Raw genomic sequence first — 26,312 nt, forward strand, 5'->3', positions numbered from 1 at the left:
CCAAAACCTTCGCAGGCTGATCGTGCAGCGTGCGAAGGCTCCAGACTTTTGCTGTGCCGGGCAGATCCATGCCTCCGAGCCTTTCCACTCTGCGGCGATCCGCTCTACCCCGGCGACTCGCCGCGGCGGCGCTGCCCCGGGTCGCGCTGATCCTCGTGCCCGGACGGACCGTCCGCGCGATGCCCCTGCCGCCCCGGTCCGCGGGGGTCAGGCGCCCCCGGCTCGGCGCCATGATCCAGGATCTCGCCGCTGAACTCCGCGTGATCCCGGCAGCGGAACCGGATGCCCGCGCGGACACCGCCCGGGTCGAAGTCGAGGGTCACGATCCCGCCGGGGCCGAGGTCGCGGGCGAGGGCCCGTTCGAGGAGACGCACCCCGAAGCCGCGCCGCGGCGGCGGACCACGCACCGGGGGACCACCGACCTCGCACCATTCGACGACGGCCGCGAGGCCTGCCTCCTCGGCACGGCAGGTCACCTCGACGCGTCCATCCGGCGTCGACAGGGCGCCGTGCTTCGCCGCGTTGGTGGCAAGTTCGTGCAAGGCCATCACCAGGGCCTGTGCCTGACCCGGGGCGGCGGGTGGAACCTCCGCTCCGCACCGGCACCGCAGGATGAGCCGTGACCCTTCCCCGCCCAGCCAGGGGGCGAGCCCGGCGCGGACGATGGCGTCCAGCGCCGCGGGCTCCCAGCGGGAGGCGACGAGGAGATCATGGGCCCGGGCGAGGGCCTGCAGCCGCGCGCCGAACTCGGCGGAGAAGCGCGCGGGATCGCCCCCCGCCTCGCCGCGCGCGGTCTGGAGAGCCAGCGACTGGACGGTGGCCAGCGCGTTCTTGGCGCGGTGGTTCAGTTCGGCCACCACCAGCCGCAGGCGCCGCTCGCTCTCGAGCAGCGAGGCCGTCGCCGCCCGACGACAGCGCGCCTGGGTGCGCAGCGCCTCCGCCACCTCATCCGCCTCGGGCAGACCGGTCCCGTCCGCGTCGGGGGCGCTGCCGGCGTCGTCGGCGGAGGCAGCGATGCGGCGCAGGGCGGCGAAGGGCTGGATCACGGCCTTGGCCGCCCAGCGGGCGAGCGCCAGGCCGAAGCCGAGGAGGACAGCGCCGACCAGCAGGGAGGCTACCGCCGCCTCCAGGGCAGGGCGGGTCAGTTCCGAGGTGGGGATCGCCACGACCACGCCCCAGCCGACCTCCGGCAGCCGGGTGAAGGCGGTCAGCACGGGGATGCCGTCGGGCGAGACGGTCTCCACCACGCCCTCCGGCCCGCCCGACAGCCAGACCGCGAGGAATTCCGGCGTCACCGGCTGGCCGACGAAGCGCTCGGGGTCGGGTTGGCGGGCGATGCGCACGCCCTTGGAGTCGATGACGCTGGCGATCCAACCCGCGCGCAGCCTCTGCCGCCGGATGACGGCATCGAAGGCGTCGGCGGACGGGATCATGACAAGCACCAGATCGGCCTGACCCTCGGGGCGCTTCACCGGCACCTCGACGGCGACGACGGGACGGCGGAGCACCGGCCCGAAATAGACGTCCGACACGGAGGGCCGGCCCGCGTCAGGGGTCCGGCTGGGCGTTGTCCAGGCCTGCCGGGGTGGCGGCTCGCCGGGCGGCAGGGCCGTGTTCATCAATTGCTGCCCATCCTCGCGCCGCAGGAGGAGGGTGGCCCCGGGCAATTGGCTGGCGACGACCTTCTCGGCCTGCGCGCGGAAGGCGGCGAGGTCATCGGCCATGAGGGACCGCGACAGCGCGAGCACCCCCAGCGCCGCGCTGCGCGCCCGCAACTCGGCCGCCACCGCGCCGGAGATGGCGCGGGTGAGGTCGAGCGCCTGCGCGCTCGCCCGCTCCCGCTCGCGGGCATAGCCCAGGTATACGCCGCCCAGGTCCCAGGCGAGGATGGGCAGCACCCCGGCCAGCACCAGCAGCGCCATGCGGGCGCGCAGGGTCAGGCGGCGCATGGCGAACGCGGCCCGGGGTCTAGGCCCCTGCTCGGCTATCGAGAGTCTTCGCCGGCAACCGCAGCGGCGCGTGGGGTGTCCGCCTGCTCCCGGGATGGATGCGGAGGGGGGCGGGAGTGCCGGCACCGGTCCTGCAGGGATGGCTCCGGGCGATGCGCGCGAAGGAGCCGGCCAGGAAAAATGGCTCCGGGCCGCCGCGGAAGCTGTTGCGCGCCAGCACCGTATCCAGGCTTTCGAACGTTTCCCATCCCGAGACGATCATCTGAAATTCTGTCCTCTGGCGAGCAAAAGGCCCGGAATCAGGGGCATATTCATAGAAGAATGCGGGCCCTTTCGAGGCGGGTGCCAGTTCGCCATTGTCGAGCACGACAACGAGATTTCAGGATCGCATCCGTCGCTTCGCTTCCCGGTAACCAGGTCGGGCGAGTGTCGGCCGAACGCCGATGGGACTGGCCGGGATGCACCCGCCGGGCGACACTGCGTCGTCGGGAACCCGACTGGCCTGGCGCTGATTGAGCCTGGTGACGCAATGGCCCTGGTTCCGGAGGCTGAAGGCGGCCAGGCCCATGCCCGCGGAACGCACTCCGGAGGTTGCGAGATGGCGACTGCCAGCCCATGGGCATCAATGGAGACCGCGCCCCGGGACGGCGCGGTACTCTGCCTCTCCGACGGCACGGCCATGATCACCGGCGCCTGGGACGGGACCGAATGGGTCCTCTACCCGGATGCGGAAGCGGGCAGCGTGGATCCGCGGCACTTCGTGCCCCGGCTCTGGATGCGGGTCACCTTCGCTGCCAGCCTGCCGGGAGGGCTGCCGGACGACACCGCGCCCGGCATCATCGGGCTGTAGGGCTGCCGCTTGGGCGGTCCGCGCCTGGGTCGCATGCCGGCCAGCACATAAGCCACTGGGATTCACAAGACGTCTGCTCGTGTCTGGTTGCCTGGCAGGACGGATCCCGCTCGATGGCCAGCATCGCCATCTCGGCATCGGTGACCCCAATGCCCTTGGGATAGCGGCTCGCCTCGAGCTCGCAGCGCACCCTCAGGCCGGTCTGCGTCGTGGCGGCGCCCGAAGCGGTTCCACCATGTGCCTTGCCGAGGCGCACCGATGACGTGGGTGCAAGCCCCACCCGGCAACTCTCAATCCAGCCGGAAGCAATTGGGGCGGATCAGGAAGCTCCGGTCAGGGCGCCGACGTCGGATTCCATCCGCGGCGCGGCGGCGCAGCCGATCATCTCGCGCAGGAAGGAGGCGTCCGTGCCTTTCGCCAGGAGTTCGCGAAAGGCAGTCTCTTGCCCCGTCATCGTTGGATTGCAGGGCAGGGCTTGCGTGCCGCAAACCAACCCTACCCAGGTTCACCGGCGTGGCCGCCTCCTGCACCATGCCAGGAGGCACGATCGAATCCGGGGCAGTTCAACCCGGCGCCTGGGTTGTGTCCGATCGCTGCAAGCCTTGACAGCATGACGGCGAAACGTCTGAGATCGGGCCAAGAGTCAGCCTTCCCACCCTGAAGCAAGGGGCCGGTCGAATGGGCGAGGGCATCCTTTACCTGGCGACAAGCTTCTGGCTGGGCGCGGTGCATGCGGCGACGCCGGGGCATGGGAAGGCGATCGCCGCCTCCTACATCGTGGGCGCGCGCGGTCGCCCGGTCGATGCGCTCGTGCTCGGCGTCTTCGTCACCCTCTCGCATACCAGCGGGATCATCCTGGTCGCTGCCCTGGCGACGGCGGGAACCGCCTGGCTGATCCCGCAGAGGGTCGAGGCCTATATCGCGGTTGCGACCGGCGTTCTCGTCATCGGCATCGGGTGCTGGATGCTGCGGACGCAGATGCGGCTGCTGTCGGCGGCGCGCCTGCAGCCGCCGGGCCAGGGCGGACATCCTGCGCACGACCATAGTCACGACGAGCACCACCCGCACAGCCACAGCCACGATCACGGGCCGCACCACCACAGCCATGGATGGGGCCCGGCCCACACGCATGACCTCGAGGCCCTCGCGCAGGACCGCCCGAAGCTCGGCGTCCTGCTCGCGCTCGGCATCGCCGGCGGGCTGCTGCCGGATCCGGGGGCGCTCGCCATCCTCCTCGCGGCGATCGCCGAGGGCAATCTCGTCCTCGGCCTGCTCACCGTGGTCGTGTTCAGCCTCGGCTTCGCCTCCGTCCTCGTCGTCGTCGGCGTGGTCGCGGCGCGCCTGGGCGAACTCATCCTGACCTGGCTCAGCAGCCGGTGGATCGCCTGGGTGCAGATCGGGGCGGCGCTGCTGATCCTCGGGGTCGGCCTCGTCCTGACGGCGAAGGCGTGGCGCGGCCTGGCCGCGCTCGGCTGACGCGCCCGCGCAGCCTGGGTCAGGGCGCCGTCGCGCGTGCCGCCGGCAGCATCCCCAGCCAGCCGCCGAGATCCGTGTACCAGACATTGTTCGCCGCATCGACCGCCACGCCGAAGGGGCGGCTCCCGGCGCGGGGCAAGGCGAACTCCGTCACCCGGCCGTCGCGCAGTCGTCCCAGCCTGCCGGCCCTGAGCTCGGTGAACCACACCGAACCGTCGGGTGCGATGGCCAGCGCGCCGAGACCGGCGGATTCCGTGGGCACCGGGAATTCGGCAAAGCTGCCACCGGCGTATCGCCCGACCTTGTTCGCCCGCAGCCCGAGGAACCACACGGCCCCGGCCCGGTCCACCGCGATATCGCCGAGGCCGCCGTTGCGGGTCGGCAGGTCGAGCGCGGTCACTGCACCGTCGGCGGCAATGCGCCCGATCCGGTCCGCCCCCTGCAGCGTGGTCCAGACCGTGCCGTCCGCGCCGACCGCTATGCCATAGGGAGTGCCGCCCAGCGCGCCGACGTCGTACCGCGTGAGGGCGCCGTCGTGCAGGCGCGTGACGCTCGCCGTGGTGGCATCGGCGAACCAGACCGCGCCGTCCGGGGCCACGGCCAGCCGGCCGAGCCTGACGATGGGAGTCCGCAGCGGGAAGGAGCGGATCCCGCCCTCCGCCGAGATGTGCGAGATCGCCCGCGTCGCCGCGTCCGTGAACCAGGCGCCGCCGGCGCCGTCCGCGGCCAGCCCGAGCGGCTCGAGATTCTGCCCGCCCTTGGGGATGCGCTCGATGCCGCCATTGCGGAACACCCCGATGGCATCCGAGAACTCGATGGTGAACCAGACGGCGCCGTCCGGTCCGACGGCGACGGCGGTCGGGATATCGGTCCTCGCCAGCATGGAATACTCGACGAAGCCCGGCGCCGGCCGGGACGCCAGCAGCCAGCCGGACACCGCCAGACCGCCGGCGAGCGCGAGGCTTCCGAGCGGCAGCCACAGACGCCAGCGCCTCGGCCGACGAAGCCTCGCCATCGCCGCTTCGCTCATGGCGGGGCCTCCTCCCTGCTTCGACGGGGTTTCGCGACCAGCCCGGCCGGTGCATCCCTCGCGGGCGTCCGGTAGTACTGGGCGAGGCTGCGCAGCACCGCGGCGCCGCCGAGCGCCATGCCGAGCAGGAGCGCCCCGCCGCCGGCCAGGCTCGCCCCGCTCACCTGCGCGAGGGCGCCCTCCTGCGCGGCCGCACGGCGCCAGATGTCGCGGTAGGGGATGAGCGAGAAGCCGGCATAGACGGTATCGGCATCGCCCGGATCCCATAGCAGCGGCCCTGCCTCGAGGTGCGACGGAAGGTCGTCGCCGAGCAGCGCCCAGTTCTCGCCGCCATCGGTGCTGCGGTAGAGCCCGCGATCCGTCGTGGCGAGGAGGACGTCCCCGCGCGCCGCGACCGCGTGCATGGTGGTGTTCGGCTCGGAAAGCGGCGCGCCGGCGCGTCGCCAACGCGCGCCGCCATCCTCGCTCCGGAACAGCGCGCCGCCGCCCCCGGCCCAGAGCCGGCCCGACCGCCCCGGATCGCCGCCGAGGGCCTCCATGCCGGCGGGCGGCAGGCCTGCGCCCCGGGCTTCCCAGCTCCGCCCGCCATCGGAACTGGCCCAGATCCGGCCCTGCAGCACTGCCAGGAGGGTCTCCGGAGAGCCTGGGATGGCGAGGAGCGAGGCCACGGGCGCCCGGGGCAGGCCGCCCGCGGCACTCGACCACGACGTGCCCCCGTCGTCGCTGCGGAAGAGGCCGGTCCAGCCGGCGAGGTAGACGCCCCCGTCGTCGCCGCGCAGGAGAGCCCGGGCCGGGGCCGCGCCGCGGGGGAGGGGCACCGCGCGCCAGCCGCCCTCGGCCTCCCGGCGAAAGAGTCCTGCGCCGGTGGCGGCGAGTGCATGCCGCCCGTCGGCGGAGAACACCAGGGCAAGGACGCTGCCGAGCGCGAGCGCCGGTGCCTCGACGCTCCAGTCCCGCCCGCCGTTGCTCGAGGCGTAGAGGCCGCTCTCCGTCCCGAGAAGCAGGCGATTGGCGTCGGTCGGGTCGATGGCCAGCGCGGTCGCGCCGCCGAGATAGGACCCGCGATTCGCCGAGACCCAGGTCGCGCCCTGGTCGCGTGAGCGGAAGAGCCCGCCCCAGGCGCTCGGGTCATGGCCCAGCGCGGGGCGGCAGGCGAGGGTCAGCAGGACCGCGACAGCGGGCCCGGCGAGGCCGGCGCGGCGCAGGCCGGTCACCGCGGGGATGACGTGCCGGGGTCCATGCCGAGGAGCCCGCCCGCGACGGCGACCTGGTAGGCGAAGAACAGCCCGAAGACGAGGCTCAGCAGGCCCGACGTCACCGGCAGGTAGCGCCCGGCCCAGTTCGACCGCCGGGACGCATAGGCGAGCGCCGCCGCGATGGCGGCGGTGATCAGGATCATCCCCGCGATGGTGCCGATGCCGAACACCGCGAGATAGGCGACGGCCCACCACGGATCCTGGATGAGGGTGAGCACGAGGAGCGCCACCGCCGCGGAGCCGGCCAGGCCATGCATCAGGCCGATCAGCAGCGGCCGGAGGATCCGGGCGGCGCCGCCGAGGCCCGCCTTCTCCTTCGGCCAGGCATCCGCGCCGGGCCCATGCGGATGCGGATGCGGATGCGGGTGCGGCGCGCTCGCGCCATCCACGGCGGAGGCGCGGATGCGCTCGAGGACGCCCGTCAGGTTCCACATGCCGAGCACGATCAGCATGAGCGCGACGCCCATCTCCATCGTCACGCCGAGCCGCGGCGGGATCACGGCCGCGAAGAGGATGATGGCGCCGCCGACCGCGACGATCGTCAGGCTGTGCCCGAGCCCCCAGAGGCTGCCGATGAGGAGGGCCGCCCTGAGCGAGGGCTGCCGCGCCACGATGGTGCTGACCGCGACCACGTGGTCGGGGTCCGTCGCATGGCGCATGCCGAGGAAGAAACCCAGCATGGAGAGGGAAAGGGCCGCGAGCATATGCGCATCATCGCCAGGGAGCGGAGGACGGGGAGCCTGGATCCCACGATGGCCGTGGAATCCAGGCCGAGGCTGCGTCCGACGGCCCTCCCTAGGGGTTGACGCTGTGGGATGGCACCGCGGAAATCGTGTTCTTGCACGTTACCGGGTCGATCCGCCAGGGCGCGGACTTGCCGCCCAGGGCCGGCGGCGTGATCCGGGTCGAGCCGGTCGCCACGTCCGCCGGGATGAGCGAGGTCTCACTGTCGGCGAGCGTCAGCTCGGCGGCGCGGGAGCAATTCCCGTCGGTGATCGTCCACCAGTTGGCGGTGATGGGATAATTCGCCGAGTAGGACAGGCGCTCATGCGCCCCGAGGCAGTTGTTGTAGCTCTCGGAACCCGAGGTCAGCACGTAGCACTTCTCGTAGGCCAGCATCTGCTGGACCGTGTCGGTCTGCTGGATGTTGGCGACGTTCCAGTCCCGGATCCCCTCCCAGGACGAATAGGCATCGCTGCCGAAGACCAGCTCACCCCGCTTGGTGTGGACCTGCAGGAGCTGCGAGCCATAGGTATGGCCGCGGAAGGCCGGATGGATCACCAGGCCCGGCGCGATCTCGTGCCGCCCGTCGATGATCTTCGCCTTGCCGGTGAGGACCTTGCTCTCGATCTCCTGGATCGTCTGCGGCGGGTATCCGCAGACCGGGCTCCGCGCGCAGGCCTGTGCGGGTGGTCCCACCTGGGCGCCGGTGAGCGGGTTGACCGTGTTCACCGCGCGGATGATCCCGTTGTTGAACTCGGTCGGGTAGGAGGTGAAGAAGTCGATCTGCTTGAGCTCTTCCTTCTGGATGTAGAGGACCGCATTCGGGAAGGAGTCGAGTTGCCCGGAATGGTCCCAGTGGCCATGCCCGACGACGATCCGCGTGACCGCGTTCGGGTCGAGGCCGATATTCCGCATCTGGTCGGGAAGACCCGCCCAGCAGCAGCTGGTGTTGTAGTCGAAGATGTATTCCAGCTGCTTCCAGCCGGTGTCGTAGAGCGTGATCTGGCCGTCGGACCCCTTGATGATCCCGACATTGACGGGGAAATCGATGAACTGGATGTCGTGCTTCGGCGTGGTCGGGCTGATGAAGTCCCGGTCCGGCATGAAGGAGCCGAAGGGGACGTCGACGAAGCGGCTGCTCTCGACCAGCCAGGCGGAGTAGTAGGGCGCGCCGGCGGCGCGGTCGACGTCCCGCAGCAGCCGGTCGGTGCCCTCGAAGCCCTGCGGCAGGGTCTGCGGCGGCCGCGCATTGTGCCGGTCCTGGTCGTCGGCGGCGCGCGTGGTGCCCACGCCCAGCAGGCTTCCCGCGATCGCGGCCACTCCGAAGGCCGCCACGAGGCAGAATCGTCTCAGGGTCATTGCTTGTCTCCTCCCTTGGAATGCCTGCGGCGCCTTCGCCGGACTGCCTGCGGCGAAGCCCGGGCAGGCCATCGCCAAATCCCTGCGCGGCGATGTCTAGTGGGCCGGGAACTCGTCCCGCCAGAACCGGACCCCTATTTCCCGGATCTTGTTGCCGCCCTCCCGGCTCAGCGGGTGCGCGGCGATGAGATGCGCTTCGTCGCCGTCCTCGAACATCTGCAGCGCCTCCACGGTCGATCGCTCGAACAGTTGCACGGCTGCGAGATACTCCCCGTGCTCCCGCGCGAGGGATGGCGGCGCCTGAAGCGCTTCGATCTGCCCCTTGGCCCGTCGATAGGCCGCCAGCGCGCCGTCCATCCGCGCCTTCAGTTCGTCCGCCCCGACCTCATCCGTCTTGTAGAAGATGGTTCCAAGGCTCACGCGCAGCGCGCTCCTCTGCACATCGCCATGGATCGGCCACAGTGCCTGGATGTAGGCCTCCTCGGCACGGGTGAAGGCCGGCTTCGGCGGCGCCGGGGGTCTCGATGACTGCGCGATGGCGCTCGGCGCATGGCTGGCGGTGGGTGCTTGGCGGGTCAGTCCGAAGGCGGCGATCCCCAGCAGCACCGCGCCGGCGCAGGCGACCACCGCAGTCCGGATGCCGGGCTGCCAGAATGCCGGGTCAGCCGCGTGGCTGCCTTGATCGGCACGGGATTGCCTGGAGAGTTTCTCCCCTTTGCGCCCCATCCGTTTCCTCGCCTGTCGGCTGCCGGCCGGTATCCCCGGCCCTTACTGATCACCGTGTCTCAAGAACCGCCGGTAGAAACCAAAGAGACTTTCAAAATCAACGACAGATCCGGCGACGTCTGCTGCGTAACTAACTGCTCCTCCGGATTCAATGAAGTCAACGCTGCAGCCCCGAGCCCCACTTCAACAAATCTCGACAACGCTGATTCCATTGTGCCGGTACGCGGTTTGTGCCCATGGCGCCCACCTGCAGATATTGTGGCGCATGCGAGTCAATCGTGCCGGGTATCCAAAGCCCAACTTCCGGTTCAGCGGGGCGACGGCGATGGCCAGTTCGGCCGCTTGCTGTCCGTCCGCTTCGAAGCGCAACGGAGCGCCGATGCCGTGCTCTCAGCACACGATGTCGGCCCCGATCGGAGCGCGCGCGCCATAGCCCGCTCCCGGCCTTGGCGGCCGTGCACAGGCAATACTCAGGTGCTCATTCCTTCCGTGTCCCTGTCCGCTCCGCGGCTGCGCTCGGCGGCACATAGGGTTTGCGGGGCGCGCCGCGGACTCAGACGGTCCGGTCGGCCGTGTCGATGGTGATGCTGCCCTTCACCACGCGGGACACGCAGGTGCAGAGATGCGTGTTCGCGGCCTTCTGGGGCTCGCTGAAGAACACGTCGCGGTGGTCGACCGTGCCGTCCGCTGCCAGGATCCGCACCGCGCAAAGGCCGCATTCGCCACGCCGGCAATCGAAGATCATGTCGACGCCGGCCGCCTCGAGCGCATCCAGCATGCTCTGGGTCCGGGCCACCACGACCTCCTTGCCCAGACGCGGGATCCGGACGGTGAAGGGCTCGGCGGCGTATCGGCCGCTATTGCCGAAGGTCTCGAAGCGCAGCCCGTCCACCGGCCGGCCACTCTCCTGCCAGGCACGCTTCACCGCTTCCAGCATGCCGATCGGGCCGCAGACATAGAGTTCCCCGCCCGGTGCAAGCCGCGCGATCTCGGCCGGCAGGTCGACCCTGCCGCCCTCCTCGTCGATGAAGACCTGCAGGCGTTCGCCAAGGCGCGTTGCGAGTTCCTCCCCGAAGGCGAGATCCCGCCGCGTGCGGCACCCGTAGAGCAGCCGGAATTCTGCGCCCGCATCGGCCAGCGCCAGGGCCATGCTGTAGATCGGCGTGATGCCGATGCCGCCTGCGATCAGAAGGTATTCCGGCCGGTGACGGGCAAGCTCGAAATGGTTGCCCGGCGCCGAGATGGTGAGTCGGGCACCGGGCTGGAGGCGATGCATATAGGCGGAGCCGCCGCGGCTGTCCGGCAGCAGCTTCACCGCGATCCTGTAGACGCCGTCGGTGCAGGGGCCGACGACCGAATAGGAGCGCGTGTCCGGCCGGCCCTCGACCTGCACGACGATGCTGATGTTGCTGCCCGGTGTCGGCGGCTGGAAGCGCTCCGGCTCGATCTCGAACAGCCGGATGTCGGGCGTCAGGTCCTTCACGGCGCGGAGGCGTGCCGGCTGCCAGTCGATGGTCTCGCGCATGGGCGTTCCTCCAATGGGATGAACCGCGGAGATGCGGGGTGCTTTCCGCCCCGCCCCGCCCTATTCGGCCGCGAGGTCCGGCCTGGAGCCGGCCGGATGCGGCGCGCCGCGCTCGGCCGCCAGCATCCGGTCGATCAGGCGCCTGGCCCAGAGGGCGCCGGCATCGATGTTCAGGTTGTAGAAGGGCTGCCGCGGGTTCTTGTTGATCGCCTTCTGCTGCGCCTCGAGCACGTCGTGGTCCTGGTCGTAGACGCCGCGACCCTGGTTGACATGCGCCAGGTTCAGGGACTTGGTCAGGGCCTGGTCGTCGGTGCGGAAGTTGCGGACGAAATTCCAGAAATAGTGGCAACTCGTCCGCGTCTCCGGCGTGACGGCGGCGAGGAAGAAGCCATTCACGCCTTCGGCGCGATTGCCGTCGCGCGCCCCGGTTCCGGTCAGCGCTACGCCGACATCGCCGGCGACGACGCCCGGCGCTTCGAAATGGATGATCTGCCAGCGGTCGACATGGCCGGGACGGCCGAGCAGGCGGGCCCAGAAGGGCGGCGGCTCGATATTCTCCATCCAGCGCGCGACGGTGACCTTGCGGTCGGTATGGGTGACCTCGAAGGGGTTCCGCGTGATCGCCTCGTCGCCGATGCTGCCGACATGGACATAGGTCTCATGGGTCAGGTCCATGAGATTGTCGATCACCAGCCGGTAGTCGCATTGCAGGCTGTAGAAGGTGCCGCCCTCGCCGACCCAGGGCGGGTCGCTGTTCCAGTGGAAGTCCGGCACCTTGTCCGGATCGGCCAGTGCCGGATCGCCCATCCAGACCCAGACCAGCCGGTGCTTCTCGGCGATGGGGAAGGCGCGGACGCAGGCCGAAGGGTTGATCGTTTCCTGCGCCGGCATGTAGGTGCAACGGCCGGCCGAATTGAAGATCAGCCCGTGATAGCCGCAGACGACCTGGTCGTCCTTCAAGTGGCCGAGCGACAGCGGCAGCAGCCGATGCCAGCACGCATCCTCGAGCGCCACCACCTGTCCGTCGCTTCGGCGATACAGCACGACGTCCTTGTCGCAGATGGTCCGGGGGGCAAGCTCGCGCTTGATCTCGTAGTCCCAGGCTGCGGCATACCAGGCATTGAGCGGGAACGGGGTTGCTTCGGCCATGGCATCCTCCCGAACAACTGGCCATTGCGAGATACGTCCTCGCTGCGGCTCGCCGCGGTCGTGCGACGATCCTGAGACGCCACCTCGCCATCAGGAGTTCCCGGGCAGTTCCGTATCCCGCCCGGAGTGTATCCACCGGGGAATCAATCCCTCGAGGCCCAACCACCCGGGAAGCCGAGCGGAACCGCATGGGGACGAAGGTAGCCGTTCCGGGGCGGGCCGAGACGCCGCCACTGCCCTGTGCGCGACACCCTGGCCGGGTCTGCCGCCTCCAAGCGCCGCCACGGCGGCCGCCTCTGCCCGCCGCACTGGCGGCCGCCAGGACCGATGATCCTATCCCGCATCCGCTCGATCCGGCAGGATTGCTGTGGCCTCGATCTCCACCCGCGCCTCCGGCTCTGCCAAAGCCGAGACCTGGACCAGCGTCATCGCGGGGTAGTGGCGTCCCATGACGCTACGATAGGCCGAGCCCAGCGCCGCGAGGCTGCCGCGGTATTCCGCGATGTCCGTGACATACCAGGTGAGGCGGCCGATATGCTCGGCGCGACCGCCGGCCTCGGCCAATACGGCCAGGATGTTGCGCAGCGCCTGCTCCGCCTGGGCGACGAAGCCCTGGGCGAAGCGCCCTTCCGCGTCCCAGCCCACCTGGCCGCCGACCAGCACGGTGCGACCCTCGCCCAGCATGCCGTTGGCATAGCCTTTCGGCGCCGGCCAGCCCGGCGGCTGCAGCGGGACCAGGGTCACGCCGGCTGCTCCCCCACCCTCTGCCGCAGGGCGAAGCGTTGCAGCTTGCCGGTGCCGGTGCGCGGCAGGGCTGCGACGAACTCCACCGCGCGGGGGTATTTGTAGGGCGCGATCTCCGCCTTCACATGGTCCTGCAGCGCGCGCAGCAGCGCGTCATCCGCTGTCATGCCCGCCTGCAACACGACATAGGCCTTCACGATCATCCCGCGTTCCGCATCCGGCACACCGACCACGCCGCATTCCCGCACCGCCGGGTGGGTGAGCAGCGCCGCCTCCACCTCCGGCCCCGCGATGTTGTAGCCGGCGGAGATGATCATGTCGTCGCTGCGCGCCTGGTACCAGAAATAGCCGTCCTCGTCCTGGACATAGGTGTCACCGGTGATGTTCCAGCCCCGCTGCACGTAATCCGCCTGGCGCGGATCGGCGAGGTAGCGGCAGCCCGTGGGACCGCGCACCGCGAGGCGCCCGGGCGTGCCGCGCGGCATCTCCTCGCCATTCCGGCCGATCACCTTCGCCTCGTAGCCCGGCACGGGCAGGCCGGTGGCGCCGGGGCGGATCCGCTCCTCCGGCGCGCCGATGAAGATGTGCAGCATCTCCGTCGCCCCGATGCCATCCATGATCGGCAGGCCCGTAGCGCGCTGCCAGGCGTCGAAGACCGGCTTCGGCAAGGCTTCGCCGGCCGAGACGCATCGGCGGAGCGAGGAGACGTCCTGCGCGCCGGTGGAAACCGCCTGCGCCATGGCGCGCCAGGCGGTGGGCGCGGTGAAGCAGATGGTCGCGCGGTGCCGGGCGATGGCGGGCAGCAATTCCTCGGGCGATGCCTTCTCCAGCAGCACGGTGGTGGCGCCAACGCGGAAGGGGAAGAGCGCGAGGCCGCCGAGGCCGAAGGTGAAGGCGAGCGGCGGGGAGCCGATGAAGACATCCTCCGGCCCTGGCCGCAGCACTTCCTGCCCATAGGCATCGCAGACGGCCAGCAGGTCGCGGTGGAGATGCATGGTCCCCTTCGGCTCCCCGGTGGTGCCGGAGGTGAAACCGATCAGGCAGACATCCTCCGCCGCCGTGTCGCAGGCGGGGAAGTCGGGCGAGGCTGCGTCGCAGAGCGCTTCCAGCTCTCCGTCGCCCCAATGGGTGACATGTCGCAGGTCGGGCGCATCGCCGGCCGCCTTGCCCAGTTCCTCCGCCAGGCGCGCGTCGCACAGGGCGTGGCTGACCCGCGCCTTGCGCAGAATCGTGCCGAGTTCCCGTGCGCGCAGCAGCGGCATGGTGGGCACCGCGACGCCGCCCGCCCGCAGCACGGCGAAGATGGCGGCGAGCATCCAGGCATTGTTCGGCCCGCGCAGCAGCACGCGGTTGCCGGGCACGAGACCCTGGCGGTGCACCAGCACATGCGCGATGCGGTTCACCCGTTCGGCGAAGCGGCGATAGGTCAGGCTCTCCGCCGATGTCACCACCGCCGGGTGATCGCCCCGCACCGCCAGGTTGCGGTCCAGCAATTCCACTGTGCAGTTCAGCCGGGCGGGATAGCGAAGCTGCGGCAGGGTGAAGAGCAGGTTGGGCCATTGCTCGCGCGGCGGCAGGTTCTCCCGCGCGAAGCCATCGACATGCGCGCTGCGCGCATCCGCCAGATCGAAACCCAGACCGTCCATCGCCGCCTCCATTCGGGTGCGTGCCGGCACATCTCCCTGCAGATCGGATCACCGTCCTCCGGCGATCCGTCCTAGTTTCCCTTGAACTCAGGCCGCCGCTTCGCCACGAAGGCGTCGTAGGCGCGGCGGAAATCCTGTGTGGTCATGCAGAGCGCCTGGGCGACGGCCTCGGCCTCGATCGCCTGGTCGATCGACATGGCCCATTCCATCTGCAGCATGCGCTTGGTCATGGCATGGGCGAAGCCCGGCCCCTCCGCCAGCTCCCGCGCCAGCTTCGCCGTTTCCGCCGCCAATGCCTCCGGCGCGTGCAGGGCATTGAAGAAACCCCAGGCCAGGCCTTCCTCCGCGCCCATGCTGCGGCCGAGATAGAGAAGCTCGCTCGCCCGTCCCTGGCCGATGATGCGCGGCAGGATGGCGCAGGCGCCCATGTCGCAGCCGGCAAGGCCGACCCGGTTGAACAGGAAGGCCACCTTCGCGCGCGGCGTGCCGAGGCGGAGGTCGGCGGCCATGGCGACGATCGCGCCGGCGCCGGCCGCGATGCCGTCCACCGCGGCGATGATCGGCTGCGGGCAGGCGCGCATCGCCTTGACAAGTTCCCCGGTCATGGCGGTGAACTGCATCAGCCCCCTGGTGTCGCGCTCCAGCAGCGGGCCGATGATCTCATGGACGTCGCCGCCCGAGCAGAAATTCCCGCCCGCACCGGCGATGGTGAAGGCCTTCACTGTCTCGTCCTGCGCCGCCATGCGGAACACGGCGGCGAGCTCGGCATAGCTCTCGAAGGTGAGCGGGTTCTTGCGCTCCGGCCGGTCGAGCGTGATGGCGGCGACCGCGCCCCCCACCTCCAGCCGGACATGCCGGGCACGATGCGCGGCGAGGCTCATGGCGTCTCCCCCTCCAGCCCCGACCTGACGCTGGCCTTGGCGCGGCCGAGCAGCCGGTAGAGCGCGACGCGCTCCGGCTCCGCGAGGCCGGCCATCAGCTCGGCGATCCAGCCCTCATGCGCCCTGGACTGACGGGCGAATTCGCGCCGGCCGCGCGGCGTCAGGCGCAGGGTCTGGGCACGGCGGTCGGTCGGGCTGACGCGGCGCTCGATCATCCCCTCCTCCTCCAGCCGCGCGGCGAGGCCTGTGACATTGCCGTTGCTCACCATCATCCGGCGCGACACCTCACCGAGCGTCAGCCCGCCCGGCGCGCGGTCGAGCTGCGCCAGCAGGTCGAAGCGCGGGAGGGTGGTGTCGAATTCCAGCCGCAGGCGGCGGCGGATCTCCGCCTCGATCAGGTTGGTGCAGGCCAGCAGCCGCAGCCAGAGCCGCAGCTCGTCCTTGTGGCCGGGCGGCGCGCCGGCCAGCGCCGTCTCGGCATCCACGGGCAGCCCGAGGTCGTCCGGCATCAGACCTCGCCCCCCGCGACCGGGATGGCGGCACCGTTCACCGCCGCGGCCTCCGGCAGGCAAAGGAAGAGGGCGGCGGCCGCCACCTCCTCCGGCCGGACCAGGCGGCCCTGCGGGTTGTGCCGCGCCAGCGCCGCGCGCGCCTCGGCCTCGCCGCGGCCGGTCTTCGCCGTGATGCGGGCGATGCTCTCCTCCGTCATCGGCGTCTCGGCGAAGCCGGGGCAGATGGCGTTGACGGTGACCCCCTTGCCCGCGACCTCCTGCGCCAGCGCCCGCACCAGGCCGAGCAGCCCGTGCTTCGCCGCGGCATAGGCGGTGACATAGGCATAGCCCTTCAACGCCGCGGTGGAGGCGATGGCGACGATCCGCCCTTCTCCGGCCGCCAGCATGCCGGGCAGCACCGCACGCATCGCCGCGGCGGCGCCGAGGAGATTGACCGAGAGCATGCGCTGCCACAGCGCATCGTCGCTCTCGAGGAAGGGCGCGCTCTCCGCCGCGCCGGCGGCATGCAGGAGGATGTCGCAGGCGGGCAGGGTCGGCAGTGCACCGGCGATGTCGGCGATGATGGCGTCCCGCGCCGCGCCTGCCGCCACCGCCGTCCGCAAGGGTCCTTCCCGCCGGCCGAGCACGGTCACCTCGGCGCCGGCACCGCTCAGCGCCCGGGCGCAGGCCAGGCCGATGCCGCTGCCGCCGCCGGTGACGAGCGCACGTTTCCCGGCCAGCGCCAGGCCTGCGCGCGACGGGGCGGGTTGCGGCAAGGCGTGCATGCCTCCTCCTCGATGCTTGAAGCCTAAAGCATCTCCCGGGCGCGCCGCAACGGCTGATTCCGCTTGCCGCACGGATGCTTGAAGCCTAAAGGACAGGGGGCTGGAGGCGATCCGATGCGCATCGCGGTCATCGGCGGGGGACCCGCCGGGCTCTACTTCGCCATTCTGATGCAGCGTGACCACCCGCAGGCGCGCATCACGGTGGTGGAACGCAATGGCGCCGATGACACCTTCGGGTTCGGCGTGGTCTTCAGCGACGCGACGCTGGATGCCTTCGCTGCGGCCGACCCGCCGAGCTACCATGCCATCGCCGGCAGCTTCGCCTATTGGGACGATATCGAGGTGCATGCGAAGGGTGCGGTGCACCGGATCGGCGGCAACGGCTTCTGCGGCTGCGCCCGCACCACCCTGCTGCGCCTGCTGCAGGACCGCGCCCGGAGCCTCGGCGTGGAGTTGCGCTTCGGCGAGGAGGCGACACCCGAGGACTTCCCGGATGCCGACCTGATCGTCGCGGCGGATGGCATCAACAGCCCGACCCGCACCCGCTTCGCGGAGCATTTCCGGCCGGAGATCGGCCTCCGCCCCAACCGCTTCGCCTGGATGGGCTCGACCCGCCCCTTCGACGCCTTCACCTTCTTCTTCAGGGAGAGGCCGGAGGGCATCTTCATCGCCCATTGCTACCAGTATGCGCCGAAGGCCAGCACCTGGGTGCTGGAGGCCGACCCGGAGACCTTCGCCCGCGCCGGGCTGGAGGGGATGGACGAGGCGGAGAGCGCCCGCTTCCTGGAAGGCGTCTTCGCCGAGGAACTGCAGGGGCACCGGTTGCTGACCAACCGCTCCCTCTGGCGGCGCTTCCCGCAGATCAGGTGCGGCCGCTGGGTCAGGGACAACATCGTCCTCATCGGGGATGCCAAGGCGAGCGCGCATTTCTCCATCGGCAGCGGCACCAAGCTGGCGATGGAGGATGCCATCGCCCTGCACCGGGCCTTCCGGGCGGGCGGCAGCGTGGCGCAATGCCTCGCCCGCTACGAGAACGACCGGCGCGAGGATGTGGAGAAGACCCAGCACGCGGCGGATGTCTCGCTGGTCTGGTTCGAGCATGTGCGGCGCTTCTGGGGCATGCACCCCACGCGCTTCGCCTTCGGGCTGATGACGCGCAGCAAGGCCATCACCTGGGACAACCTGGCGCTGCGCGCGCCGGATTTCGTCGCGGAGACGCAGGCGGCCTATGCCGCGGAGGAGGGCGCGGACCCGGCCAGGCCGCCGATGTTCCAGCCGCTGCGGCTGCGCGGGATGCAGGTGGCGAACCGCGTCGTCGTCTCGCCCATGTGCATGTATTCGGCCGAGGATGGGCTGCCGGGCGACTTCCACCTCGTGCATTACGGCGCGCGGGCGGTGGGCGGCGCCGGGCTGCTCTTCACCGAGATGACCTGCGTCGCGCCCGATGCCCGCATCACCCCGGGCTGCGCCGGGATCTGGAACGAGGCGCAGGAAGCCGCCTGGGCGCGGATCGTCGGCTTCGTCCATGCGCAGGGGCCGGCGAAGATCGCGCTGCAGCTCGGCCATGCCGGGCGGAAGGGCGCGACGAAGCTGATGTGGGACGGGATCGACCGGCCGCTCGAGCAGGGCGCCTGGCCCATCCTTTCCGCCAGCCCCATCCCCTATTTCCCGGACAGCCAGGTGCCGCGCGAGATGACGCGGGCGGACATGGACCGGGTGACGGCGGAGTTCGTCGCGGCTGCGCGGCGCGGCGCCCGGGCCGGCTTCGACATGCTGGAGCTGCACTGCGCCCATGGCTACCTGCTGGCGAGCTTCCTCTCGCCGCTGACCAACCGTCGGGTGGACGAGTACGGCGGCCCGGTGGAGAACCGGCTGCGCTTCCCGTTGGAGGTCTTCCGGGCGCTGCGCGAGGCCTGGCCGGCGGAGCGGCCGATGTCGGTGCGCCTCTCCGCGACCGACTGGGCGGATGGCGGCATATCGGACGAGGACACGCTGGCGATTGCCCGCGCCTTCGCCGCCGCAGGCTGCGACCTGATCGATGTCTCGACCGGGCAGACCGTGCACGATGCTGCCCCGGTCTATGGCCGGATGTTCCAGGTGCCGTGGTCCGACATGATCCGGCAGGAATGCGGGATCGCCACCATGTGCGTCGGCAACATCACCACGGCCGACCAGGTGAACACCATCCTCGCCGCCGGGCGGGCGGACCTGGTGGCGCTGGCGCGGCCGCACCTGACCGACCCGTCCTTCACCCTGCGCACCGCGGCGCAGTATGGCGTGGCGGACATCGCCTGCCCGCCGCAGTACCGCTGGGGCAAGGACGCGCTGCTGCGCAATGCGGCGCGGGAGCAGGCGGACCTGCGCGAGCTGCGCCTGAAGGCCCGCCCCCGCAGCCACGCGCCCGCGCCGCCCGCCACCCTCCCGCGCGCCGCGGAATAGGCGCAAACTCGGGTCGATCCAGGCCCGACTCCGGGCGTGGCGGATGGGGTTGGCGGCACTGCCGTCAACGGGAAGGCAGCGCCTTCCCTGGTCACTGGGAGGCGCGGATGAAGGTCTTGATCGCCGGCGGCGGCGTGGGCGGGCTGACCCTGGCCCTGATGCTCCACAGGCGCGGCATCGGCTGCACGGTGCTGGAGGCGGCGCCGGAGGTGCGCGAGCTCGGCGTCGGCATCAACAACCTGCCGCATTGCGTGGCGGAATGGGCGGAGCTGGGCCTACTGGAGGAGCTCGACCGCATCGCCATCCGCACGCGGGAGCTGCGCTACCTGAACCACCTCGGCCAGACCCTCTGGGCCGAGCCGCGCGGCCTGCATGCCGGCCACGCCTTGCCGCAATTCTCCATCCATCGTGGCCGGCTGCACGGCATGCTGTGGCGCGCGGCGGAGCAGCGGCTGCCGGCCGGCGCGCTGCGCACGGCCCATCGGCTGGCGGGCTTCACCCAGGATGCCGGCGGCGTCAGCGCCCGCTTCGCCACGCCGGAGGGCGAGCAGGAGATCCGCGGCGACGTGCTGGTGGGCGCGGATGGGATCCATTCCGCCCTGCGCGCCCTGCTGCATCCGGATGACGGCGGGATCCGCTGGCAGGGGATCCTGATGTGGCGCGGCGCGGTGGACTGGCCGGCCTTCGAGACGGGCGACCTCATGTTCATCGCCGGCGACCTGGTGGCGAAGCTGGTCTACTACCCCATCGGGCCCGGCAGCACGCCGGAGCGCCGGCTGACCAATTGGGCGGTCTATGCGAAGGTCGCGAGCGGCGAGAACCCGCCGCCGCGGCGGGAGGACTGGTCGCGCCCCGGCAACCTGGAGGACGTGCTGCCCCTCGCGCGCCGCCTCAAGCTGCCCTTCCTGGATGCGGAGGCACTGATCCGCGCCTCGCCGCAGAAGCTGGAATACCCGATGTGCGACCGCGACCCGCTGCCCTGGTGGAGCACGGGCCGCGTCACGCTGCTGGGCGATGCGGCGCACCCGATGTACCCGGTGGGCTCCAACGGCGCATCCCAGGCGGTGCTGGATGCGCGGAGCCTGGCGGATGCGCTCGCGGCGCATGCGCCGGCGGAAGCACTGCGCGCCTACGAGGCGGAGCGCCTGCCGAAGACCGCGGCGATCTGCGCCAGCAACCGCACCGGCGGGCCCGAGCTCGTGCTGGACGTCTTCGGCCAGCTCGCGCCGCAGGGCTTCGAGCGCATCGAGGACGTGATCCCGCCGGAGGAGATCGCCGCCATCGTGCGCGGCTATGCGACGCTGGCGGGCTTCGCGGCGCCGGCGCAGCGCTAGAGTGCGATCGCCCGAGGCCCGAAGGACCGAGGGCGTGAATCGCACGACCAGGGATCAAGCTGCCGGAGGCGGCAGGAAGTCGACCTCGTGCAGCTTCGAGAGCCGCACCACCTCGTCCACGTCGGTCAGGTCATGCAGCTTCGTGAAAAGCTCGTGCAGCTTCCGCCCCGGGCTGACCCAGAAGAAGGCACGGGCCTGGGCGCCACTCTCGTTGAAGTAGCCATGCATGATGCCCTTCGGCATGCGCACCAGGTCGCCGGCGCTGGCGAAGTAGGTCTGCCCGTCCAGCACCAGCTTCCAGGTGCCTTCCAGCATCAGGATGTACTCGTCCTGCGTCGGGTGGATATGCGGCGGGACGAAGGTGCCGGGCGGGCTCACCGCCTCGAAGGCGAAGGAGTTCTCGCAGGACTGCTTGGGATAGTAGGTCTGGCCGAGGATGTTCCAGACCGTCCCCTCCGTGCCGTCGAAGCCGGTGCCGGCGCGGGTGATGCCGGGGATCTCCGCTGTCATGATTCGTCCCTCCATTCTCACAGGTGGAGGTAAGTCTCGCGTATTTCCGGCGCCGCCGCCAAGGCTTCGGTGCTGCCGGTCCAGACGGTGCGGCCCTTCTCTACCACCACATGCCGGTCGGCCAACCGCATGACGGCGGAGAGGGTCTTGTCGATCAGCAGGATCGCCTGGCCCTCCCGCTTCAACCGCGCCAGCACCGCCCAGATCTCGGCGCGGATCAGCGGCGCCAGGCCCTCCGTCGCCTCGTCCAGGATCAGCAGGCGCGGATTGGTCATCAGCGCGCGGCCGATCGCCAGCATCTGCTGCTCCCCGCCCGAGAGCTGGGCGCCGAGGTTGCGCCGCCGCTCCGCCAGGCGGGGGAAGAGGGCGTAGACCGCCGGCAGGGTCCACCGCGGGGCACCGCCGGCGCGGTTGGCGGCGGTCGCGGCGAGGTTCTCCTCCACCGTCAGGGTGGGGAAGACCTGGCGGCCTTCCGGCACCAGGCCGATGCCGCGCTGCGCCACGCGGTGTGGCGGCTGCCCCGCAAGGTCCGTGCCTGCGAAGCCGATGCGGCCGCCGAGCAGCGCGCCGCCGGAGGCGGGCAGGAGCCCCATGATGGTGCGCACCGTCGTGGTCTTGCCCATGCCGTTGCGGCCGAGCAGCGTCACCACCTCTCCCGCGGCGACGGCCAGGGAGATGCCGAACAGCACCTGGCTGCCGCCGTAGCCGGCATGGAGATCCTCGACCCGCAGCATCAGGCGACCTCGTCCTCGCCCAGATAGGCGGCGCGCACCGCCGGATCGGCGCGGATCTCTGCCGGCGCGCCGGTGGCGATCACCCTGCCATAGACCAGGACGGAGATGCGGTCGGCGAGGGCGAAGACCGCCTGCATGTCGTGCTCCACCAGCAGGACGGCGTAGCGGCCCTTCAGGCTGCGCAGCAGCCGGACCAGCCGCTCCGTCTCCTCCGGCCCGGCGCCGGCCAGCGGCTCGTCCAGCAGCAGCAGGCGCGGCTGCATGGCGAGCGCGATGGCGAGCTCGAGCTGCCGCCGCTCGCCATGCGAGAGGGCGCCGGCCGGCACCTGGGCGCGGGCGCCGAGGCCGACCTGATCGAGGGCCTCCAGCGCCTCGCGGTTCAACGCAACCTCGGAGGCCGCGGGCCGGATGAAGCGGAAGGAGGAGCCACTGCGCGCCTGCACCGCGAGCGCCGCGTTCTCCAGCGCGGTGAAGCCGGGCAGCACGGCGGTGATCTGGAAGCTGCGGGCGAGGCCGAGCCGCGCCCGGCGCGCCAGCGGCAGGGTGGTGACATCCCGGCCGGCGAAGAGCACGCGCCCGGCATCCGGCCGCAGCGTGCCGCTGACCTGGTGGATCAGCGTGGTCTTGCCGGCGCCGTTCGGGCCGATGACGGCATGGATTTCGCCCGGCGCCACCTCGAGCGAGACGTCGTCGGTCACGGCGAGGCCGCCGAAGCGCTTGCGCAGCCCCTCAAGGCGGAGGATCGGCTCAGCCATGGCGCCGCCTTGGCGAGCGGGGCGGATTCACGCCTTCGGGCATGCCTGCCCTCCGGCGATCCGCCCCAGCCCGACCAGCCCGCCGCGGAGGAAGAGCACGGAGAGCACCAGCAGCGGGCCGAAGATGAGCCGCCAGTGCGGCGTCAGGTGGCCCAGCCATTCCTCCAACAGCAGGATGGCGAGTGCGCCGAGCACCGCGCCGAAGGGGCTGCCGAGGCCGCCGAGGATGACCATGAAGAGCAGGTCGCCCGAGCGCTGCCAGGCGAGGAAGGAGGGCGCGACGAACTCGGTCGCGTTCGCCAGCAGGAAGCCTGCAAGCCCGGCGATGCCGCCGGCAATGGCATAGGCCGTGAGGCGATAGGGATAGGGCGAGACGCCGACCGCCTGCACCCGCAACTCGTTCTGCCGGGCCGCCCGCAGCACCCGCCCGAAGCGGGAGGCGAGCAGCATGCGGCAGAGCAGGAAGGTGCCGAGGAGCAGGCCGAGGCAGAGGTAGTGGAAGGCCAGCCGGTCCTGCATCCAGCGCGCGCCGGCCACCGTGCTGCGGCCATAGAGCGTATAGCCGTCATCACCGCCGTAGACGGCGAGCGAACTCGCGGTGAAGAAGGCCATCTGTCCGAAGGCCAATGTGATCATGATGAAGGGCACGCCGCCGGTGCGCATGGCGACCGCGCCGGTCGCCAGGGCGAAGAGCGCGGCCGCGAGGATCGCGACGGGGGCGACCACCAGTGCCTCCGTGACCCGTGCATCGTCCAGCACCACCACGGCATAGGCGCCGATGCCGAGCATGGCGGCCTGGCCGAGGCTGACCAGCCCCGCCCCGCCCACCACCAGCCAGAGCGAGAGGGCGGCGATGCCGAGGATCATGGCCCGCGCCAGCAGTGTCATCGCCCAGCCTGCGCCGAAGCCGAGGAAGGGCGCCGCCGCCAGCAGCCCGAAGACCAGCAGCGGCAGCGCCGCCGCGCGCAGCGCCTGCGTCATCCCGCCCGCGCCGGGAAAAGGCCGCGCGGCCGCACGGCGAGGATCAGCGCCATGGCGATATAGACCAGCATGGAGCCGATCGCCGCCCCGGCCTGCCGCGCCGGGGAGGGTGCGAGGAAGAGCCGCATGAGGTCCGGCAGCAGGGAGCGTCCCAGCGTCTCGACCAGCCCGACCAGCAGGGCCGCGATGAAGGCGCCGCGCACGCTGCCGATGCCGCCGATGACGATGACGACGAAGGCGAGGATCAGCACCGTGTCGCCCATGCCGGGATCGACCGAGAGGATCGGCGCCGCCATCACCCCGGCGAAGCCCGCCAGCATGGCGCCGAAGCCGAAGACCAGCATGAAGAGCCGCCCGGTATCGACGCCCATGGCCGCCAGCATGGGCCGGTTGCTCGCGCCCGCGCGGACCAGCGCGCCGGCCCGCGTGCGCTCCACCAGCAGCCAGAGCAGCAGGGCGGCGGCGAGGCCGGCGACGAGGATCGCCAGCCGGTAGACCGGGTAGACCAGCCCGGGCATCAGGGCGATGCCGCCCTGCAGCGCATCGGGGGTGGGCATCTGCAGCGGCGCGGTGCCCCAGATGACCTTCACCGCCTCGTTCAGGAAGAGGATGACGCCGAAGGTCGCCAGCACCTGCGCCAGGTGGTCGCGGTCATAGAGGTGGCGGAAGACCAGGAATTCCAGCGCCAGCCCGCAGGCCAGCGCGGCCGGCAGGGCGAGCAGCAGGCCGAGCCAGAAGCTGCCCGTCGCCGCGGCCAGGCTGGCGCCGAGATAGGCGCCCAGCATGTACTGCACGCCATGCGCCAGGTTGATGAAGTCCATGACGCCGAAGACCAGCGTCAGCCCGGCCGCGACCAGGAAGAGCAGGACGCCGAATTGCAGGCCGTTCAGGGCCTGCACGAACAGAAGCTGCGTCGTCACGCGCGCGCCGGACCTAGCGCATGCGGCATTCGGCGGCCCAGGGATCCACGTCGTTGGACAGCACCTTGCGCACCGTCTCGGTCTGGAACCTGCCGTCCGGGCGCTTCGCCACTTGGCACAGCCAGAAATCCTGCACGGGATAGTGGTTGGCGCCGAACCTGAAATGGCCGCGGACCGAGCGGAAATCGGCTGCCCGGATCGCCTCTCGCATCGCGCCCTTGTCGGAGAGCTTGCCGCCGGTCCTGCGGATGGCGCTGTCCAGCAGCATGGCGGCGTCGTAGCTCTGCGCCGCGTAGCTGCCAGGGACGTAGTTGTAGGCGGCCTCGAAATCCGTGACGAACCGCCTGTTCTGCGGGTTGTCCATGTTCGGCGCCCAGGGTGCGGCCGAATAGAAGCCGAGCGCCGCATCCTGCTGCGCGGGCAGCGTCGCCTCGTCCACCGTGAAGGTCGAGAGGAAGGGGATGCCGGCCAGGCCCGCCTGGCGGTACTGCCGCACCAGGTTCACCCCGAGCCCGCCCGGCATGAAGGTGAAGATGGCGTCCGGCTTGGCCGCGGCGATCTTCGCCAGCTCGGCGGAGAAGTCGAGCTGAGTGAGGGGGACATAGACCTCGTCCACCACCTCGCCCTTGAAGCGGCTGCGGAATCCCGCCACCGCGTCGCGCCCGGCCTGGTAGTTCGGCGTCATGACGAAGACGCGCCGGTAGCCGTTGTCGGTGGCGGCCTGGCCCATCACCGAATGGACCTGGTCGTTGTTGTAGGAGGTCGTGAAGAAGTAGGGGCTGCAGGCGCGGCCAGCGAAGGTCGAGGGGCCGGCATTGGTCGAGATCAGGAAGGTCTCCGCCTCCGTCACCGGCCGGGCGATGGCGCCGAGGATGTTGGAGAAGACGACGCCGACGACGAAATCCACCTTGTCGCGCTCGAGCGCCGAGCGGACCTTGGTGACCGCCACTTCCGGCCGCAATTCGTCGTCGATGACCAGCACCTCGGCAGGCAGGCCGCCGAGCTTGCCCTGCGTGTGCTTCAGCCCCTGCAGGAAGCCGTCGCGGAGCTGGGTGCCGAGCGCGGCCTGCGGCCCGGTCAGCACCGCGACCAACCCGATCTTCACCCCCGCCGCCTGGGCGCGGGCGTGGATCGCCGGCATCGCCAGGGCCGAGGTCGCCACGCCACCCAGAACACCACGCCTGCCGATCACCATCTCCGCCCCCCGATCCGGTCCCGCATCAGCCTTTGCGTCAACTGTCACCGTATCGCAAGGGCCATGGCGGTGGCGCGTCGGGCCAGTGCGCTCTCCGGCTCGGCAAGCGGGGCGAGGACGGTGAAGTGGTCGGCGCCCGGCAGCACCTCCGCCGTGCCGCCCCAGGCCGCGGCGAAGTCGCGGGTCTGGCGCAGGAACTCGCCGCTTTCCGCGCCGCCCACCACCGCATGCAGCGGGAAGCCGGGGGAGGGCAGGTACCGCGGCGAGAGGGCGCGGGCTTCTTCCCGCGACAGCCGCAGGCCGGCACCGATCGTGGTCGGCAGCAGCGGCGCAAGCTCGAAGACCCCGGAGATGGGCAACCCGGCCGGCACCAGGTCGGCCGGCAGGTGAGGGTCGAGGGCGCGCCAGTCCGTCGCCATCAGCATGGCCGTCAGGTGGCCGCCGGCGGAATGGCCGGTCGCCAGCAGCTTCCGGCCGAAGCGCCGGTGCAGCAGCGCCGCCGCCGCCCGCATCTGCTGCACGATCGCGGCGAGCGTCACCTGCGGGCAGAGGTCGTAGGAGGGCACCGCGAGTGCCACCCCATGCGCCAGGAACCCGTGCGCGAGATGCGAGAAGAAGCTGCGGTCCAGCGCCTGCCAGTAGCCGCCATGGAGAAAGAGCGCGACCGGCCAGTCCCCGCCCGGGCCGGGGCGGAAGAGGTCGAGCCGCTCCCGCTCCCCGGCGCCATAGGGGATGTCGAGATCCTTCTCCGTCCAGGTCGCGCGGAAGGCGGCGGCATCACGCTGCCAGCCCGCGATGATCGCCGGGTGCCCCGGCACCCTGGCCCGGTTGTCGTATTCCGCCTGCAGGTCCAT

At 71.1% G+C, this 26,312-nt stretch carries 24 protein-coding genes and 1 pseudogene; 4 read left to right on the forward strand and 21 right to left on the reverse strand.

Features of this window, described 5'->3' with window-relative positions; translation table 11 throughout:
- Positions 1–104 precede the first annotated feature (104 nt).
- Positions 105–1,949: a sensor histidine kinase gene (locus tag Q7A36_RS26265; protein WP_305106732.1), complete on the reverse strand. Its 1,845-nt coding sequence runs from the start codon at positions 1,947–1,949 to the stop codon at positions 105–107.
- Positions 1,950–2,574: 625 nt separating this feature from the next.
- Between Q7A36_RS26265 and Q7A36_RS26270 the strand changes: the two genes are divergently transcribed.
- Positions 2,575–2,799, forward strand: coding sequence for a hypothetical protein (locus tag Q7A36_RS26270; protein ID WP_305106733.1), 225 nt, complete (start codon positions 2,575–2,577; stop codon positions 2,797–2,799).
- A 322-nt stretch (positions 2,800–3,121) separates the two neighbouring features.
- On the opposite strand, the pseudogene Q7A36_RS26275 reads toward Q7A36_RS26270, so the two are convergent.
- Positions 3,122–3,253: pseudogene (locus tag Q7A36_RS26275) on the reverse strand (IS256 family transposase); the annotation flags it as partial.
- A gap of 224 nt (positions 3,254–3,477) precedes the next feature.
- Between Q7A36_RS26275 and Q7A36_RS26280 the strand changes: the two are divergent.
- A complete protein-coding gene (locus Q7A36_RS26280) occupies positions 3,478–4,275 on the forward strand; it encodes a HoxN/HupN/NixA family nickel/cobalt transporter (protein WP_305106735.1) in 798 nt (265 codons plus the stop codon).
- 19 nt (positions 4,276–4,294) lie between these two features.
- On the opposite strand, the gene Q7A36_RS26285 is transcribed toward Q7A36_RS26280, so the two are convergent.
- The 12 genes from Q7A36_RS26285 to Q7A36_RS26340 form a co-directional block, all read right to left on the reverse strand.
- A complete protein-coding gene (locus Q7A36_RS26285; protein ID WP_305106736.1) occupies positions 4,295–5,305 on the reverse strand; it encodes a Vgb family protein in 1,011 nt (336 codons plus the stop codon).
- Positions 5,302–6,519 carry a WD40/YVTN/BNR-like repeat-containing protein gene (locus Q7A36_RS26290; protein WP_305106737.1) on the reverse strand — a complete coding sequence of 406 codons (1,218 nt, stop codon included), beginning with the start codon at positions 6,517–6,519 and terminating at the stop codon, positions 5,302–5,304. The genes Q7A36_RS26285 and Q7A36_RS26290 overlap by 4 nt, the downstream gene beginning before the upstream one ends.
- Positions 6,516–7,265 carry a HoxN/HupN/NixA family nickel/cobalt transporter gene (locus Q7A36_RS26295; RefSeq protein ID WP_305106738.1) on the reverse strand — a complete coding sequence of 250 codons (750 nt, stop codon included), beginning with the start codon at positions 7,263–7,265 and terminating at the stop codon, positions 6,516–6,518. Before Q7A36_RS26295 ends, Q7A36_RS26290 begins: the two co-directional genes overlap by 4 nt.
- Positions 7,266–7,356: 91 nt before the next feature.
- Complete coding sequence (locus tag Q7A36_RS26300; protein ID WP_305106739.1) at positions 7,357–8,643, reverse strand: MBL fold metallo-hydrolase; 1,287 nt, start codon at positions 8,641–8,643, stop codon at positions 7,357–7,359.
- 96 nt (positions 8,644–8,739) lie between these two features.
- A complete protein-coding gene (locus Q7A36_RS26305; RefSeq protein ID WP_305106740.1) occupies positions 8,740–9,369 on the reverse strand; it encodes a hypothetical protein in 630 nt (209 codons plus the stop codon).
- Positions 9,370–9,922: 553 nt separating this feature from the next.
- A complete protein-coding gene (locus Q7A36_RS26310; RefSeq protein ID WP_305106741.1) occupies positions 9,923–10,894 on the reverse strand; it encodes a PDR/VanB family oxidoreductase in 972 nt (323 codons plus the stop codon).
- Positions 10,895–10,954: 60 nt separating this feature from the next.
- Entirely contained in the window at positions 10,955–12,043 is a 1,089-nt protein-coding gene (locus Q7A36_RS26315; RefSeq protein WP_305106742.1) for an aromatic ring-hydroxylating dioxygenase subunit alpha, read from the reverse strand.
- A gap of 333 nt (positions 12,044–12,376) precedes the next feature.
- The gene (locus Q7A36_RS26320; RefSeq protein WP_305106743.1) at positions 12,377–12,787 is read right to left on the reverse strand and encodes a RidA family protein; all 411 of its coding nucleotides are present in this window, start codon (positions 12,785–12,787) and stop codon (positions 12,377–12,379) included.
- Positions 12,784–14,433 (reverse strand): AMP-binding protein, encoded by a 1,650-nt coding sequence (locus Q7A36_RS26325; RefSeq protein WP_305106744.1) that lies wholly within the window; start codon positions 14,431–14,433, stop codon positions 12,784–12,786. Before Q7A36_RS26325 ends, Q7A36_RS26320 begins: the two co-directional genes overlap by 4 nt.
- Positions 14,434–14,504: 71 nt before the next feature.
- Positions 14,505–15,314: an enoyl-CoA hydratase family protein gene (locus Q7A36_RS26330; RefSeq protein ID WP_305106745.1), complete on the reverse strand. Its 810-nt coding sequence runs from the start codon at positions 15,312–15,314 to the stop codon at positions 14,505–14,507.
- Complete coding sequence (locus Q7A36_RS26335) at positions 15,311–15,823, reverse strand: MarR family winged helix-turn-helix transcriptional regulator (protein WP_305106746.1); 513 nt, start codon at positions 15,821–15,823, stop codon at positions 15,311–15,313. The genes Q7A36_RS26330 and Q7A36_RS26335 overlap by 4 nt, the downstream gene beginning before the upstream one ends.
- Positions 15,823–16,590, reverse strand: coding sequence for an SDR family NAD(P)-dependent oxidoreductase (locus Q7A36_RS26340; RefSeq protein ID WP_305106747.1), 768 nt, complete (start codon positions 16,588–16,590; stop codon positions 15,823–15,825). The genes Q7A36_RS26335 and Q7A36_RS26340 overlap by 1 nt, the downstream gene beginning before the upstream one ends.
- A gap of 114 nt (positions 16,591–16,704) precedes the next feature.
- On the opposite strand from Q7A36_RS26340, the gene Q7A36_RS26345 reads away from it, so the two are divergent.
- Positions 16,705–19,029, forward strand: a complete 2,325-nt coding sequence (locus tag Q7A36_RS26345) for a bifunctional salicylyl-CoA 5-hydroxylase/oxidoreductase (protein WP_305106748.1) — start codon at positions 16,705–16,707, stop codon at positions 19,027–19,029.
- Between the two features lie 107 nt (positions 19,030–19,136).
- Complete coding sequence (locus tag Q7A36_RS26350; RefSeq protein WP_305106749.1) at positions 19,137–20,363, forward strand: flavin-dependent oxidoreductase; 1,227 nt, start codon at positions 19,137–19,139, stop codon at positions 20,361–20,363.
- Between the two features lie 54 nt (positions 20,364–20,417).
- On the opposite strand, the gene Q7A36_RS26355 is transcribed toward Q7A36_RS26350, so the two are convergent.
- From Q7A36_RS26355 to Q7A36_RS26385, 7 genes are read right to left on the reverse strand one after another with little or no spacing between them, the layout of a single operon-like run.
- Entirely contained in the window at positions 20,418–20,873 is a 456-nt protein-coding gene (locus Q7A36_RS26355; protein ID WP_305106750.1) for a cupin domain-containing protein, read from the reverse strand.
- Between the two features lie 17 nt (positions 20,874–20,890).
- Positions 20,891–21,607, reverse strand: coding sequence for an ABC transporter ATP-binding protein (locus Q7A36_RS26360; RefSeq protein ID WP_305106751.1), 717 nt, complete (start codon positions 21,605–21,607; stop codon positions 20,891–20,893).
- Entirely contained in the window at positions 21,607–22,362 is a 756-nt protein-coding gene (locus tag Q7A36_RS26365) for an ABC transporter ATP-binding protein (protein ID WP_305106752.1), read from the reverse strand. The genes Q7A36_RS26360 and Q7A36_RS26365 overlap by 1 nt, the downstream gene beginning before the upstream one ends.
- Before the next feature lie 27 nt (positions 22,363–22,389).
- Positions 22,390–23,343 (reverse strand): branched-chain amino acid ABC transporter permease, encoded by a 954-nt coding sequence (locus Q7A36_RS26370; RefSeq protein WP_305106753.1) that lies wholly within the window; start codon positions 23,341–23,343, stop codon positions 22,390–22,392.
- A complete protein-coding gene (locus Q7A36_RS26375) occupies positions 23,340–24,263 on the reverse strand; it encodes a branched-chain amino acid ABC transporter permease (protein ID WP_305106754.1) in 924 nt (307 codons plus the stop codon). Before Q7A36_RS26375 ends, Q7A36_RS26370 begins: the two co-directional genes overlap by 4 nt.
- A 13-nt stretch (positions 24,264–24,276) precedes the next feature.
- Positions 24,277–25,458: an ABC transporter substrate-binding protein gene (locus tag Q7A36_RS26380; protein WP_305106755.1), complete on the reverse strand. Its 1,182-nt coding sequence runs from the start codon at positions 25,456–25,458 to the stop codon at positions 24,277–24,279.
- A gap of 44 nt (positions 25,459–25,502) precedes the next feature.
- Positions 25,503–26,312 carry an alpha/beta hydrolase gene (locus tag Q7A36_RS26385; protein ID WP_305106756.1) on the reverse strand — a complete coding sequence of 270 codons (810 nt, stop codon included), beginning with the start codon at positions 26,310–26,312 and terminating at the stop codon, positions 25,503–25,505.

The sequence above is a fragment of the Paracraurococcus lichenis genome, assembly GCF_030657435.1.
In the GTDB taxonomy this organism is placed as follows: domain Bacteria; phylum Pseudomonadota; class Alphaproteobacteria; order Acetobacterales; family Acetobacteraceae; genus Paracraurococcus; species Paracraurococcus lichenis.

What these genes read in the sequence shown, in the direction of transcription:
- Q7A36_RS26365 (WP_305106752.1), bottom strand. Translation starts at nt 22,362, where the DNA reads ATGGCTGAGCCGATCCTCCGCCTTGAGGGGCTGCGCAAGCGCTTCGGC.
- Q7A36_RS26355 (WP_305106750.1), bottom strand. Translation starts at nt 20,873, where the DNA reads ATGACAGCGGAGATCCCCGGCATCACCCGCGCCGGCACCGGCTTCGAC.
- Q7A36_RS26280 (WP_305106735.1), top strand. Translation starts at nt 3,478, where the DNA reads ATGGGCGAGGGCATCCTTTACCTGGCGACAAGCTTCTGGCTGGGCGCG.
- Q7A36_RS26370 (WP_305106753.1), bottom strand. Translation starts at nt 23,343, where the DNA reads ATGACGCAGGCGCTGCGCGCGGCGGCGCTGCCGCTGCTGGTCTTCGGG.
- Q7A36_RS26305 (WP_305106740.1), bottom strand. Translation starts at nt 9,369, where the DNA reads ATGGGGCGCAAAGGGGAGAAACTCTCCAGGCAATCCCGTGCCGATCAA.
- Q7A36_RS26335 (WP_305106746.1), bottom strand. Translation starts at nt 15,823, where the DNA reads ATGCCGGACGACCTCGGGCTGCCCGTGGATGCCGAGACGGCGCTGGCC.
- Q7A36_RS26360 (WP_305106751.1), bottom strand. Translation starts at nt 21,607, where the DNA reads ATGCTGCGGGTCGAGGATCTCCATGCCGGCTACGGCGGCAGCCAGGTG.
- Q7A36_RS26315 (WP_305106742.1), bottom strand. Translation starts at nt 12,043, where the DNA reads ATGGCCGAAGCAACCCCGTTCCCGCTCAATGCCTGGTATGCCGCAGCC.
- Q7A36_RS26330 (WP_305106745.1), bottom strand. Translation starts at nt 15,314, where the DNA reads ATGAGCCTCGCCGCGCATCGTGCCCGGCATGTCCGGCTGGAGGTGGGG.
- Q7A36_RS26325 (WP_305106744.1), bottom strand. Translation starts at nt 14,433, where the DNA reads ATGGACGGTCTGGGTTTCGATCTGGCGGATGCGCGCAGCGCGCATGTC.
- Q7A36_RS26310 (WP_305106741.1), bottom strand. Translation starts at nt 10,894, where the DNA reads ATGCGCGAGACCATCGACTGGCAGCCGGCACGCCTCCGCGCCGTGAAG.
- Q7A36_RS26265 (WP_305106732.1), bottom strand. Translation starts at nt 1,949, where the DNA reads ATGCGCCGCCTGACCCTGCGCGCCCGCATGGCGCTGCTGGTGCTGGCC.
- Q7A36_RS26285 (WP_305106736.1), bottom strand. Translation starts at nt 5,305, where the DNA reads ATGAGCGAAGCGGCGATGGCGAGGCTTCGTCGGCCGAGGCGCTGGCGT.
- Q7A36_RS26345 (WP_305106748.1), top strand. Translation starts at nt 16,705, where the DNA reads ATGCGCATCGCGGTCATCGGCGGGGGACCCGCCGGGCTCTACTTCGCC.
- Q7A36_RS26270 (WP_305106733.1), top strand. Translation starts at nt 2,575, where the DNA reads ATGGAGACCGCGCCCCGGGACGGCGCGGTACTCTGCCTCTCCGACGGC.
- Q7A36_RS26385 (WP_305106756.1), bottom strand. Translation starts at nt 26,312, where the DNA reads ATGGACCTGCAGGCGGAATACGACAACCGGGCCAGGGTGCCGGGGCAC.
- Q7A36_RS26340 (WP_305106747.1), bottom strand. Translation starts at nt 16,590, where the DNA reads ATGCACGCCTTGCCGCAACCCGCCCCGTCGCGCGCAGGCCTGGCGCTG.
- Q7A36_RS26380 (WP_305106755.1), bottom strand. Translation starts at nt 25,458, where the DNA reads ATGGTGATCGGCAGGCGTGGTGTTCTGGGTGGCGTGGCGACCTCGGCC.
- Q7A36_RS26295 (WP_305106738.1), bottom strand. Translation starts at nt 7,265, where the DNA reads ATGCTCGCGGCCCTTTCCCTCTCCATGCTGGGTTTCTTCCTCGGCATG.
- Q7A36_RS26300 (WP_305106739.1), bottom strand. Translation starts at nt 8,643, where the DNA reads ATGACCCTGAGACGATTCTGCCTCGTGGCGGCCTTCGGAGTGGCCGCG.
- Q7A36_RS26350 (WP_305106749.1), top strand. Translation starts at nt 19,137, where the DNA reads ATGAAGGTCTTGATCGCCGGCGGCGGCGTGGGCGGGCTGACCCTGGCC.